Below are 14,682 nucleotides of genomic sequence, written 5' to 3'. Positions count from 1 at the left end.
AAACTTATGTTAACTTACTGGCAGCTGACAGCTCAAAACTTGTCGTTAAACTTCCCTTAATCCCTTCTCATTCTTTCCTCCCTGTAAAAAATAATTCACAGAAAGTAAAAAGGCCACCCATTGGCAGCCTTGAGTAGCATTACGTTCGTTTAAATGTCGTAATTAATCACTTGGTAACCTAAGGCCTCAAGCTGAGGTTTTAGGGTCTGAGCGTCGCCCACTACTACCATTAACATGTCGCTTAAAACTAAATGCTTTTTCGCTAAAGCGTTAATGTCTGCTTTAGTGATATTAGCCACAATGTCATTGCGCTCCTTGACAAAATCAGCCGTGAGATCATGTTCTAAAATTTGTGCTAAAAATCCGAGTTTACGACCTGGTGTTTCATATTTCAACGCATCTTTTTGGTTGATGGCGTTGCGCATGAAAGCTAACTCTTCATCGCTAATTCCTTGCTGCGCATAGTGGGTAATTTCTTTCACAAACTCAACAATCGACTTGTCTGTTACATCAGCCCGCACCTCTGCGCTTGCGGTAAAGGTGCCAGAGAATTTATCACCATAAAAATACGAACGCGCACCATAGGTGTAGCCCTTATCTTCACGTAAATTTAGATTAATACGGCTATTAAATGCCCCGCCTAAGGCAAAATTCATTAAGTAAGCTCGATAGTATTCACCGGTAATATCTTCAGTAAGTGAACGTTTACCCATACGAATAGCAGCCTGTGTGGCATTGTCTTTATTCACTAAATAAATAACGCCGCGCTTAGCATTTGAATCGGGTAAGGTTAATAACAGCTCTTTGCCGGCACCCGTCAATGCTTTGAAGATACTCAAAGACTGCAAAATATCGCGTTGGTTTAAATCTGACACCAATATTATTTCACTGCCTTTTGGCTGCACTTGCGCTTGATAAAGCGCTTTAATATCGGCTAAGTCGATATTAGCTAATGAGGCTTCTGAACCGGCACTAGAAGTTGCCGCAATATTATCGCCATGCAGTAACTGGCGATAAGCATTTGACGCTAAATATCCGGCATCTTTTTTACCATTAATAGCACCTTGAATGGCATTGCTTTTATTACGCTCAAATTCACTTGGCAAAAACGCCGGCATGGTTAATTTTTCATAAACTAAGGCAAGCGTGGCGTCTATATGCTTAGTTAAGGTATTTATATTGACCGCTAAATAGTCATTACCCGCTGAGATACTAACCGAAGTACCCAGTTTTTGCAGAGCTTTGCTCATGTCTTCAGCGCTACGTTTGCTGGTAGACTCATTTAACATGGCAGCTAAAAGTGCTGCTGTGCCGGCCTTTTCTTTACTTTCATAATAATGACCCGCAGGAATTTTGATCAACATTGAGGTGGTTGGTGTCTCGCTGCTTTGTGTTGCTAGTATTTTCATACCATTAGCAAAAGTTTCGCGCCACATTTTGGGTACTTCAACGGCTTTATTTGCGCCAGCAACTGGCATAAGGCTGCGGTCAAAATTGTCTTGTGCTTTACGCACTTGTAAGTCGGTATCTGAAGTCATCGCACGTTCAGGGATAACCCGTGCTGGTGGTGTGAAATTATCTGGCGCAGCAACTAATAATTTTTTCCCTTTTGGTACTATGCTCATGATCACGCCATGTTTATTTTTGATATATTTTTCATAAACACGCATTACATCAGCTTTGGTGACCTTGGCATAACGGGCAATGTCTTGCTCAATATAATTTGGATTGCCTTTAAAGGTTTCATTCGCCGCTAATTGGCTGACTTTACCGGCTACACTTTGCAAACCAAAGACAAAGTTAGCTTCCATTTCGGCTTTTGCTTTGATTAAATCGTCATCTTCAACACCACGGCGCTCAAATTCAAGCAAGCTAGCACGAATCACTTTTTCCATATCTGCCAAAGTTTTACCTGACGCTGGATGCGGAAGTGCTAACATATTAAAAGTACAGGCGAGCTCAGCACAAGGATGACTTACTGAGGCTTGCACAGCCAACTGATTTTTAACTAAATTTTTATAAAGTAATGAGGTTTTACCCCCACCTAAAATACTCGAGAGTAAATCTAGTGCGGCTTCGTCTTTATGCCTAACACTCACCGTTGGATACGACATATACACTAAAGGTAAATGCACATTGTCTTCCATAGAAATATAGCGATCAGCCTCGAGTGTAAAGCTGGATTTTTCAGGCATTTTTACTGCTGGACCACGAGGAATAGTACCAAAATATTTGCTCACCATTGCCAAAGTTTCAGCAATATTAAGATCACCGCCTATGGTTAATGTGGCATTATTAGGGCCATACCAACGCAAGAAAAAGGCTTTTAAGTCATTAACATTAACGCGATTTAAATCGTCAATATAACCTATGGTTTGCCATGAATAAGGATGACCTACAGGATACATAGCTTCCGCAACACGTTCTCGCAACAGTCCATAAGGACGATTTTCATAACTTTGGCCACGTTCGTTTTTTACGGTTTCACGTTGTATTTCAAATTTCTCTTGTGTCACGGCATCCACTAAAAATCCCATGCGGTCAGCTTCAAGCCACAACATTTTTTCTAGTTGATTCGCTGGTACGGTTTGAAAGTAATTCGTGCGATCGCTGTTGGTGGTGCCATTCATGGTGCCGCCAGATTCAGTGACTATTCTAAAGTGCTCGTCGTCAGCAACATTTTCTGAGCCTTGAAACATCATATGTTCGAAAAAATGCGCAAAACCTGACTTACCAATTTCTTCGCGGCCAGAGCCCACGTGATAGGTCATATCAACATGAACCAAAGGGTCTGAGCTGTCTTGATGCAAAATCAAAGTTAAACCGTTATCTAAAACATATTTTTGATATGGGATCACCGTTTTTTTCGCTGCTGTACGCACTTGCTCAACAAAAGTGATGCCATCAACAATGCGATCAGGGGTTTGGGTTTGCAGCTTATCCGTATTTTCACAGGCGACTAAACAAGTCAGTAACAGCGGTAACGTCCATTTCTTCAAAATATTTTCCTCGATTCAATCATGATATAAATTTAGTAGAGCGGATATGATTTTATCGCCATTGTGCATAAGTACAATAGCTAAGTGATATTATTCCACTGTTGACCTTTAGCTTAATGTAAAGTTCACCTGCACCTATGCCTGCGCTTGCTCTGCTAAGGTAATTTAGCCGCCATAGGCTTAAGACAGATAAACGTCACAAGTACAGTTAAGTGCATTCAACACCCGCCTTACAGCTTGAATGAGTGAATATTGAATAAGAGAAAAATGGTGTAAAAAAAAGGCCTCTGAATAGAGGCCTGAATAACAACACACCATGAAGGGATCACTCGGCGTTATTTAATAAGAACGTGCAGCAAGGATATTAATTTCAACCAATCAATAGTAATACCCCTTTGATATCACTAATGCGCTTGTTCCCAGTTATCACCAATGCCGGCTTCGGCAATTAATGGCACACTCATGGTGATGGCATTATTCATAATTTCAACCAAGGTTGCTGTGGTTTTCTCAACAATATCTTGGTGAATTTCAAAAATTAATTCATCGTGTACTTGCATGGTCATTTTGATTCTAGGATCGTTTTGCGCTTGTATCCAAGCATCAACCGCCAACATGGCTTTTTTGATAATATCAGCCGCAGTACCTTGCATAGGTGCGTTAATCGCTGCACGTTCAGCGGCTTTTTTGCGCATGGCATTTTTTGCTTTAATGTCCGGTAAATACAGTCGACGACCAAATAAGGTTTCGACATAACCTGTTTCAGTGGCTTGTTGACGAGTATCTTCCATATACTGAGAAACATTAGGATAACGCTCAAAGTATTTATCAATATAGGCTTGTGCAGTATGGCGAGGCACATTAAGTTGTTTTGCTAAGCCAAATGCCGACATACCATAAATCAAACCAAAGTTAACCGCTTTCGCGCTGCGGCGTTGATCTATAGTGACTTCATCAAGCGGTACGGCAAATATCTCAGCTGCCGTTGCTTTATGCACGTCTTTGCCTTCAGAAAACGCTTTAACTAAGCCCGGGTCGTCTGATAAATGCGCCATAATGCGTAATTCAATTTGAGAATAATCTATCGCAACAATTTTATGCTCAGGCGGAGCAATAAAAGCCAAACGTATTTTACGTCCTTCTTCACTACGAATAGGAATGTTTTGCAGATTTGGATCGGTCGAAGATAAACGCCCTGTTGCGGTAACCGCTTGTTGATAAGAGGTATGAACACGGTTAGTGGTTGCCCCGACTAGTAAGGGTAACTTGTCGGTATAAGTTGACTTTAACTTACTTAAGCCACGGTTTTCTAAGATCACTTTCGGTAATGGATAGTCTAAGGCTAACTCTTGTAAAACTTCTTCTGCCGTTGAAGGCGCACCTTTAGGGGTTTTCTTAATAACCGGTATTTTTAGCTCTTCAAACAAAATTACCTGCAATTGCTTAGGCGAGCTTAAGTTAAAACTTTTACCTGCGAGGTTATGTGCTTCAATCTCTAACTCAGCTAAACGTGTACCAATTGATTGGCTTTGTTGAGCCAACATATCGCAGTCAATTAATACCCCATGTTGCTCCATGCGAGCAAGTACAGGCAGTAACGGCATCTCAATATCGGTAAAAACAGAGTGCTGCGAACTCACTTTGGCTAATTGTGGGTAAATGGCTTGATGCAAACGCATGGTAATATCAGCATCTTCAGCGGCATAATGACCGGCCTTTTCAATTTCAATTTGATTAAAGGTCAGCTGCTTTGCGCCCTTACCAGCGATATCTTCAAAATGTACGGTTTTATAGCCTAAATATTTTTCTGCTAGCGCGTCCATGTTGTGGCGCGTTGCCACACTGTTCAAACAATAAGACTCAAGCATAGTATCAAAAGCAATACCTTGCATGGCAATATTATAATGCGAGAGCACATTGGCATCGTATTTTAAATTTTGCCCCACTTTACAGCAGGTTTCACTCTCTAATAATGGCTTAAGTTGCTCAAGCACCCAGTCGAGTGCTAGCTGCTCTGGCGCATCAATATAATCATGCGTTAGTGGCACATAAGCCGCTTTACCAGCTTCAATACAAAATGATAAACCTACCAGTTTAGCTTTCATATAGTTAACGCTGGTGGTTTCAGTATCAAAAGCAAACAGCTCAGCAGCGCTTAACTTTTCAAGCCAAACATTAAAGCTGGTTTTATCAAGAATAATGTCATATTCAGTGTCAACGTCAGCAGGCAAGTCGGCAACAGCTTCGCTACTTTGTGTTGTTGCAGTATCCGCTTTGCTATCGCCAGCGTCTAAATCAGTTAATAGCCGTTTTAATTCAAATTTTTGGTAAAGCGTTCTTAATGTTTCAGTATCTGGTGCTTTAGGTTGCAGTTCAGCAACGCTTTGCTCAAGGTCAACGTCGAGCTTAATAGTGGCAAGTTCATAAGAAAGCGGCAGGTGTACTAAAGCAGTGCGTAAGTTTTCACCGACTTTGCCTTTAACGTCGTCGGCATGTGCCATAACTTCTTTTAAGCTAGGGTGTGCGGTTAACCATTTTACCGCTGTTTTAGGTCCACACTTTTCCACGCCAGGAATGTTATCCACTTTATCGCCCATCAGGGCAAGGTAGTCGATGATCTGATCAGGGCGCACACCAAATTTTTCAATAACGCCTGCTTCATCCATTTCTACATTGGTCATGGTGTTAATTAAACGCACATGCGGGTTAACTAACTGAGCCATATCTTTATCACCGGTTGAGATCACGGTTTCAATGCCTAAAGCCGTGGCTTGATGCGATAAAGTGCCAATAACATCATCAGCCTCTACGCCATCAATAACTAACAGCGGTAAACCCATGGCAACAATAATTTCATGTATTGGCGCAATTTGCGTGCGTAAATCATCCGGCATGGGCGGGCGATTAGCTTTATATTCAGCATACATATCATTACGAAAGGTTTTCCCTTTGGCATCAAATATCGCCACGATGTTGCCATTGGGATAGTCTTTTTTTAGACTTCTGAACATGTTCAAAACGCCAGTAATAGCACCGGTAGGTTGGCCGTCTAAAGTGGATAAAGCTTGCAAATATGGCACGTGATAAGCACGAAATAAATAAGATGAACCATCGACTAAAATAAGCGGTGATTGGTCAGAAGTTGGCATGATAATTTTATAACTGGGAGAAAGATTGGCTAAGCATGCCATAATCGGCAAATTGTCTCTAGCTATTCATTATATTTAGGCGCATCAATTAGCAATAATTGTGGATAAGTATGTTGAAAACCACAATGAAAAACCTTAAAGTTCTGGCGAACTTTACGGCAACTATTATTTAACTACTTGTATTAGATGAAAAAAGGTAAGTCTGAAATCCTTTTCAAATATTTATTATTATTTTTTTATTATGTGGATAAATAAATCTCTCAGCTTAAATTTAGCTGTTTAATTAACGAACAACATAAATAAGCGAGCTAAGAGGTTACCAGAAAACAACCTCATTACCAGACAATTGTTAAACTATTTTTACCGTTTTATGACACCTTTAAATAACAAAAAAACATAAGCTATATTTGACAAGGGCTAGCTTAATTATATAAATTTAATTGTTGTAAAAATTTAAATAATCTTGGTCTTCACTATGACAAAACATGACAAAATCGTACATCTATTTTTCCATTCACTGTCACCCCGTTATTACAAAAATATCATCACGCTCAAAGCGACACTAAAGCAATATAAAAAACCTACTTGAGCAACATTAGCTAATAATGAATTAAGTGCCGATCCTTGCAAGGTAAAGCCTTTTTTAATCACATAATAACTTGGCGCCACAAGTAAAATAGTAGTGAGCCAAAGTATAAACGATACCTGTATGGCAAATATTGCATGAATAATTAACGCAGCTGTAATGAGCATAGCGAGTAACATTCTGGCCTTGTGTTCACCTAAAATAACCGCCAAGGTATATTTTTTTACCGCTTGATCCGTAGCAATGTCTCTAATATTGTTCACCAGCATAATGGCGCTGCTATACAATCCTGCACTGGTGGCTAAGCCAAAGGCGAGTAATGAAAGGCTGCCCGTTTGCAAATAATAACTGCCAAGCACTGCCACCCAGCCAAAGAAAATTAACACGGTAACTTCACCCAAAGCATTTGACGCCAATGGAAAGGGTCCAGCACTGTAAGTAAACACGCCTAAAAATGACAACACGCCAAGCGCCAATATCCACCAACCCCCTTCAACCACAAGATAAAGCCCTGAAAGCATGGCCACAGTGCATGTTAGTGCTAAGCCAAGCTTTATCGCTGATAATGAGATTAAGCCCGCTTGCACCACTCTTACCGGCCCCACTCTTTGTTCGTTATCCACCCCAGATAAACTATCAAAAAGGTCATTCGCTAAATTAACCGCAATTTGCAATGACATAGCACAGACTAAGGCCGAGAAAAATATACCCTTGTTAATGTCAACCTCACGGGTCGCCAATGCTGTGCCTAATAAAATGGGACCCATGGAGGCGAGTAAGGTGCGAGGCCGAATGGCCAGCCACCAATATTTGATCTGAGATTTGAGCTGAGACTTGAGCGGCGACTTTATTAACATTAGCTTGGCTGTTGAAGTATTAGGGTTATTGACCTTATCTTATATGTAGACAATGACTAGCCAATATTTAGACATAAAAGAAGCTAGATCAACTTAAACTTTGAAAAATAAAAAACGCTGTACCCTATGACGAATACAGCGTTTACATTAACGCAAAAACACGCTTAATAACCTAAAGCCTAATAAACTAAAGCATCATTAGCTACAGCCTAATGAATTACATAGTGACAAATTCTTCTGCTGAGGTTGGGTGAATAGCCACAGTATTATCAAAATCAGCCTTAGTTGCGCCCATTTTCATCGCCACCGCAAAGCCTTGTAATAATTCATCGCTACCAAAACCTATGCTATGAATACCCACTATTTTTTCTTCTTTACCTACACAGACTAATTTCATGCGAGTAGGGTCACGATAATCTTCAGTAATCGCTTGATATAAAGCGGTAAATTGAGAGCTGTAAACCTTAACTTGCGCTTCGCCATGCTCTTCTATCGCTTCTTTTTCTGATAAACCCACCGTACCAATAACCGGATGACTAAACACCACTGTAGCTATATTGGAATAGTCTAAATACGAATCTGGCTTATTATTAAACAAACGCTCACATAAGCGGCGTCCAGCAGCGACGGCAACCGGCGTTAACTGGGCTCGGCCAGTATTATCACCAACGGCATAAATACCATCAACATCCGTATTTTGATATTTATCTGTGGGAATAAAACCCCGTTCATCAAGCTCAATACCTGCTGAGGCAATATTAATATTATCGGTTGCTGGCTCACGACCAATCGCCCAAATTAAGCTGTCTACTGGGCCGACACTATGGCCATTTTCTAAATGAATGGTTAATTTGCCATCCTGATGTTTCTCAACCCGCGTTGGCACACTCATGGTGTGTAGTGTTGGACCATGCTTGGCCATTTGCTCTACTAACGTATCGCTTAGCATGTCATCAAAATTACGTAATGGCTTTTCTTTACGCACTAATAAATGAGCTTCGCTGCCTAGCGCATGCAACACACCGGCAAGCTCAACAGCAATATAACCCGCCCCCACCACGGCAACTTTTTCAGGTTGTTCAGTTAAAGCAAAAAAGCCATCTGAGTCAATACCATGCTCAGCCCCTTCAATATCTGGACGACTTGGGCGTCCACCTGTTGCAATGGTAATATGGTCAGCGGTATATAAAACCCCGTCAACGTCTAAGGTGTTTTTATCAACAAACTTAGCAAAGCCTTTGATCACGGTAACGTCATTACTGGCAAAGCCACGCGCATAAGCCGCATGAATGCGTTCAATATAAGCTTCTCTGTTTTTTACTAACTTTGACCAGTCAAAGCTTTGTAATGGCGCTTTAAAACCGTAGTCATTCGCGTAGTGTAATGCATCGGCAATTTGTCCGGCATACCACATCGCCTTTTTTGGTACACAACCGACATTCACACAGGTGCCACCAATATGCTTAGCTTCAATAACGGCGGCTTTTTTGCCTAAACGTGCAGCTCGGTTTGCAGAAGCGATACCGCCACTGCCGGCGCCAATCGAAATGTAGTCAAAATGTTGTGTCATATTATTATTCCTATGTGATTATATTGCGCTTAAAGCATCAAGTGATTATATTGCACTTAAAGCATCAAAATTCAAGCATCGCAGCCAATGCCGGTCATTATTGCCTCTTTATGACAGCAAATGACATAATATTTAACGATTAAATTTCAAATTTTTCTCTCAATTGCCTCTCTAGTGTTAAATAGTGAAAGCTACACCTTGATTATCGACTGATCTGCCATTACATCTACAGCATCATCTAGCAAACATGCGAATTTTATGACCAATCCATTATTACAAAAGACATCACTGCCGCAATTTTCTAAAATCAAGCCAGAACATGTTAAACCTGCGGTTGAGCAAGCCATCAAAGAGTGTAAAACAGTGATTGCGGATGTATTAGCAAACAATACCCAATTCACTTGGGACAATTTAGTTGCCCCTATTGATGAAGTAAATGATGTGTTAGGTAAATTATGGTCACCCATTTCGCATATGAATTCAGTGATCAATAGCGATAAGCTGCGCGATGCTTATGAGTCATGTTTACCACTTTTATCTGCATACGGTACTTTTGTTGGCCAGCACGCCGGATTATTTGCGGCCTACCAGCAATTAAATGACAGTGCAGCGTTTAAAGCACTTAACACAGCGCAACAAAAAGTCATCAGTAACACCTTAAAAGACTTCAAACTCTCAGGCATTGCACTGAACGAGCAAGATAAAAAGCGCTACGGTGAAATATCGACCCGCTTATCAGAACTTAGCTCAACTTTTGGTAATAATATTCTCGACGCCACGCAAGCCTTTAGCGTTAATATTACTGATGAAGCAGACTTAGCCGGTTTACCTGAAAGCGCAAAAGAAGCGGCACAAGCTTTAGCACAAGCACAAGAAAAAACCGGTTGGTTATTTACCTTAGACATTCCAAGCTACTTACCCGTGATGATCTATTGCGACAATCAAGCGCTACGCGAAAAAATGTATCGCGCCTATGTTACCCGCGCCTCTGAAATAGGGCCAAACGGCGGCGAATATGACAACAGCCCTATTATGGCGGAATTACTTTCTTTGCGTCATGAAATTTCCAACTTACTAGGATTTAACAGCTTTGCCGATAAATCATTGGCAACAAAAATGGCCAATAACAGCCATGAAGTATTAGGCTTTTTAGAAGACCTAGCGGTTAAGTCAAAAGCGCAAGGTGAACAAGACTTAGTCGAAGTGACCGCCTTTGCGAAACAAAATTTTGCCCAAAGTGATTTACAAGCATGGGATTTACCCTATTACAGTGAAAAACTAAAACAAGAGCGTTACGCCATTTCTGACGAAGAACTACGACCTTATTTCCCTGAAAGCAAAGTGGTTGCCGGCTTATTTGAAGTGGTGCATCGCTTGTTTGGTTTAAATATCAGCGAACGTAAAGGGGTAGATACTTGGCATAAAGATGTCAAATTTTTCGATGTCTTTGACAGTAAACAGCAACGTCGAGGCAGCTTCTATTTAGACTTATACGCCCGTTCGAAAAAACGTGGCGGCGCTTGGATGGACGATTGTGTCGGCCGTCGTGAATTAGCTAATGGTGATATGCAATACCCGGTTGCTTATCTGACCTGTAATTTTAATGGCCCAGTCGGCGATAAACCGGCATTATTTACCCATGACGAAGTCGTGACCTTATTCCATGAATTTGGCCATGGTATTCATCACATGCTAACGCAAATTAACGCCGCGGGTGTTTCGGGTATCGACGGTGTGCCGTGGGACGCGGTTGAACTACCCAGCCAGTTTTTAGAAAACTGGTGCTGGCAGCCAGAAGCACTGGCCTTTATTTCAGGTCACTACCAAACTGATGAAGCTTTACCGCAAGACATGCTCGACAAAATGTTAGCGGCCAAGAACTTTCAATCCGCAATGCAAATGATCCGTCAACTTGAATTCAGCTTGTTTGATTTTAAAATGCATGCAGAATATTGCCCAGAAAAAGGTGATCAAATTCAGCAAGTGCTAGATAAAGTACGCCAAGACTACGCGGTTATTAAAGCGCCTGAGTTCAACCGTTTTCAACACAGCTTTGGCCATATTTTTGGTGGCGGTTATGCCGCTGGCTATTATAGCTACAAATGGGCCGAGGTATTATCAAGTGACGCTTTTTCTCGCTTTGAAGACGAAGGTATTTTCAACCAAAGCGTGGGTCATGACTTTTTAACCAATATACTGGAAATGGGCGGCTCAAAAGAGCCAAGCGAACTCTTTCAAGCTTTCCGTGGTCGACAACCTAAAATAGATGCTTTACTGCGTCACAGTGGCATTACAGGTTAATCACCATGGCATTAGAAAAATTTGATGATATTTATCAACGCGCCGCTGCCCGCAAAGGTGGTGCGGCTAGACTTAATATATTATTAGGCCCAGGTAACCGAGATCATTTATTGCCCACAATAACTGACGACAGATTTTTATCTGAGTTCAGTAAAAAGGTCTTTCAATCGGGTTTTGTTTGGCGCGTAGTGGAAAATAAATGGCCCAATTTCGAAGAAAGCTTTTTCAATTTTACTATTGAAAAAGTCTTAATGATGCCGGAAGAAATGATGGAGCGAAAAGCCAGCGATCCTAAAATAATCCGTAACTTTAATAAAGTTAAAACCATTAAAGCTAATGCGCTGATGATCTTTGACCAGCAGCAACAAGGCCATAGCTTTGCTGAATTTATTGCCCAGTGGCCCAGTACTGACATTATTGGCTTATGGGCTTATTTGAAAAAACAGGGTCAACGCCTAGGCGGAAATACTGGGCCTTATGCGCTGCGCGCGTTAGGTAAAGACACCTTTATTCTGAGCCGAGATGTTGAAGCTTACTTTCGCGCTCACGACATTATTACTGGTGGTATTCAAACAAAATCTAGCTTAAACGCCATTCAAACAAGCTTTAATGACTGGCAAACACAGTGTGACTTGTCACTCGGCCAACTCAGTCGTTTAATTGCTTACGCGACGGGTGATAATCATGTTCATTTAGAAGAGGTTATCGATGCTGAATAACATTGCTGTTGCCTATGTAGATTCTGTCGATGTCGACAAGGCAAAAAAAATCGCCAAAAAATGGCAACTTGATTATATCGGTGATATTGCCGCAATAAAAAATCATCCTCACTTACTGTTTGCCTTACAAGTTAATATGCAACGCTTAGAACTGAGTAAACTTGATGAGCCAAAAATTGGCGCTATTTGCGTTGATTTTGTTGATGGCGCAACCGCCCATCGGCGAAAATTTGGTGGTGGCCGAGGTCAAGATATTGCTAAAGCGGTGGGCTTAAAACATGGTTTTACTCCCAAGGTACTTGATGCCACCGCCGGCTTAGGCCGTGATGCCTTTGTCTTAGCAACATTAGGTTGTTACGTAACCATGATGGAACGTATGCCGATTGTAGCCGCCTTACTCGAAGACGGTTTAGAGCGTGCAAAACTCAGCACTGAAATTAATGATATTACCGAGCGCATGAGTTTAATTAGCTCGTCATTAATTGCAGATATTCCGTTAGCCCAACAACCTGATATAATTTACCTTGATCCTATGTATCCGCACCGTGAGAAGTCAGCTGCCGTTAAAAAAGAAATGCGTGTATTTCAATCACTAGTAGGTGAAGACCTAGATGCTGACAACTTACTAGCGCCTGCCATTGCCTTAGCCAAGTATCGTGTGGTGGTTAAACGCCCCAGCTATGCACCACCACTAGCCGGTAAAGCACCATCAACCAGTATTAATATGAAAAAAAATCGCTTTGATGTTTATGTAAATCAAGCGATCCCGAAAAATAATTAACGAACTATAATTAACGAAACATAATTAACGAAATATGGGCATGCTCTGTACTTTGCATGCCTTATTTTTAATCCTGTCATGTTTTGCCCTTGCTCCCTAGAACGACCAAACTTCACACTGCCATCACTACAATTAACGCTCTGAATTGAGTTATCCAACAGGGCTATCGAGCTTTGAGATACTTTCGTCTGACGCCGCGTTGGTCGTCACGTATTGTACGGTTGTGCAGGTAACCACATCGCCAAGCACATTGACTGAGGTTCGGCACATGTCTAATATCCGATCAACCCCAAGAATCAGTGCAATACCGGCAGCGGGTATACCCACGCCTTCGAGCACCATGCTTAAAATGATAATCCCTGCTCCTGGCGTTGCGGGTGAGCCAATCGATGCCGCCACCGACATAGTGACAATAAATATATAACTGGTTAAGGTTAAATCGACATGAAAAACTTGCGCAAGAAATACTGTCGCTACGCCTTGATAAAGTGCCGTTCCTGTCATATTAATGGTTGCCCCCAATGGCACTAAGAATCGGGAGATTTCAGGTTTTACTTTTAACTTATCTTCAACAACTTGCAAGGTTAATGGCATTACCGCAGCCGAGCTACTGGTGGAAAACGCCAGTAAAAGTAACTCTCGCACGTTAACAAAAAACTCGCCAAAACGCTGTGCCAAGGTTATTTTAGCGACAATAAAATAAGCAATCGCAATAATCAATAGGCCTAATAATACCGTGGCCATGTAAATAGCCATGCCGGTTAGCACATTCAAACCAAGGTTGGCGACTAAGCGGGTAATTAAGCCAAAAACAGCTAAAGGTGCTAAGAGCATGGCCCATGACACAATACGTAAACTTACCTCTTGTAAAGCACCTAAAAGGTCAAATAATGGTTTAGACTGCTGCGCAGGAATAGACAGTAAAGCCGCGCCTAAAACGGCGGCAAACAATATAACTTGCAACATTTCACCAGAGGCCATAGATGCCAGTGGATTTTTAGGTATCAGGGCTGAAACTTTACTAGGGAACTCTGCGGCGGCAGGAAATCCTTTAGCCACGTTATTAACCATAGGTGCCACGTTAGCATCAATTAATGAGGTGGCATCAACAAAATTCCCTGGTTGTATATTAAGCGCCAGCACAATCCCCACTGCGGCGGCAAATGCCGTTGATACCATGATAAATAATAAAGCGATCATGCCATTTTTTTTCATCGCTGCCGGATTATTATTAGCCGCCAGCCCTCTCACAATTGAAGCAACCACCAAGGGCACAACAATCATTTGAATAATCGCTAAAAACACTTGTCCGGGTAAGGCAAGCCAAGCCGTTATAATTTTAACGGTTCCAGCTGAAAGCAAGCCTAAATCAGGCCCCATTAACACACCAAAAATAACCCCCAGTGCTAAGGCAATAATAACTTTCAGCCATAGTTTACCTTCAACCAACTTATCAAATTGGTCGGCTAAGTTTTTTAATGGATTAAAAAATAATTTTGATTGTGTCATTTTTAGTCCTGATTATTAATGCTGGTTTTACCCTTACACTACCAGCTCACCTTTGATTAATGGCGTAACCAAAGATTGAGAATTTTCCTGATATAAGCATAATAACTATTAGTGTAATTACCATGACAACGAGCGCTAAAATCAGGAAAGATTAAGATCATTTTGATTAATATCAAGGTTTCACAAGTCCTCACTGTTAGGAAACGAGTGA

At 41.3% G+C, this 14,682-nt stretch carries 8 protein-coding genes; 3 read left to right on the top strand and 5 right to left on the bottom strand.

The genetic code is table 11. The features are described from left to right. Positions 1–149: 149 nt before the first annotated feature. The 4 genes from H4J61_RS05065 to gorA form a co-directional block, all read right to left on the bottom strand. Entirely contained in the window at positions 150–2,999 is a 2,850-nt protein-coding gene (locus H4J61_RS05065) for a pitrilysin family protein (protein WP_220461191.1), read from the bottom strand. Positions 3,000–3,403: 404 nt separating this feature from the next. Next, positions 3,404–6,148: a DNA polymerase I gene (gene polA, locus H4J61_RS05060; protein ID WP_182184217.1), complete on the bottom strand. Its 2,745-nt coding sequence runs from the start codon at positions 6,146–6,148 to the stop codon at positions 3,404–3,406. Between the two features lie 531 nt (positions 6,149–6,679). After that, positions 6,680–7,591 carry a 1,4-dihydroxy-2-naphthoate octaprenyltransferase gene (gene menA, locus H4J61_RS05055; RefSeq protein WP_182184215.1) on the bottom strand — a complete coding sequence of 304 codons (912 nt, stop codon included), beginning with the start codon at positions 7,589–7,591 and terminating at the stop codon, positions 6,680–6,682. A gap of 217 nt (positions 7,592–7,808) precedes the next feature. Continuing rightward, positions 7,809–9,161 (bottom strand): glutathione-disulfide reductase, encoded by a 1,353-nt coding sequence (gene gorA, locus H4J61_RS05050; RefSeq protein ID WP_182135860.1) that lies wholly within the window; start codon positions 9,159–9,161, stop codon positions 7,809–7,811. A gap of 258 nt (positions 9,162–9,419) precedes the next feature. On the opposite strand from gorA, the gene prlC reads away from it, so the two are divergent. Genes prlC through H4J61_RS05035 form a run of 3 tightly spaced genes read left to right on the top strand, consistent with a single transcriptional unit; the run spans position 9,420 to position 12,962 of the window. Then, on the top strand, positions 9,420–11,462 hold the full coding sequence (prlC, locus tag H4J61_RS05045) for an oligopeptidase A (RefSeq protein ID WP_182184212.1): 2,043 nt from the start codon (positions 9,420–9,422) through the stop codon (positions 11,460–11,462). Between the two features lie 5 nt (positions 11,463–11,467). Beyond that, positions 11,468–12,181 carry a DNA-3-methyladenine glycosylase I gene (locus tag H4J61_RS05040; protein WP_182184210.1) on the top strand — a complete coding sequence of 238 codons (714 nt, stop codon included), beginning with the start codon at positions 11,468–11,470 and terminating at the stop codon, positions 12,179–12,181. Then, positions 12,171–12,962 (top strand): class I SAM-dependent methyltransferase, encoded by a 792-nt coding sequence (locus tag H4J61_RS05035; protein WP_182184208.1) that lies wholly within the window; start codon positions 12,171–12,173, stop codon positions 12,960–12,962. Before H4J61_RS05040 ends, H4J61_RS05035 begins: the two co-directional genes overlap by 11 nt. Before the next feature lie 150 nt (positions 12,963–13,112). Here H4J61_RS05035 and H4J61_RS05030 read toward each other — a convergent pair whose 3' ends face one another. Next, a complete protein-coding gene (locus tag H4J61_RS05030) occupies positions 13,113–14,471 on the bottom strand; it encodes a dicarboxylate/amino acid:cation symporter (RefSeq protein ID WP_182184206.1) in 1,359 nt (452 codons plus the stop codon). Positions 14,472–14,682: the final 211 nt, after the last annotated feature.

The organism is Colwellia sp. MB3u-4, assembly GCF_014077065.1.
Lineage (GTDB): Bacteria > Pseudomonadota > Gammaproteobacteria > Enterobacterales > Alteromonadaceae > Cognaticolwellia.
This window is presented reverse-complemented; position numbering and strand designations above follow the sequence as displayed.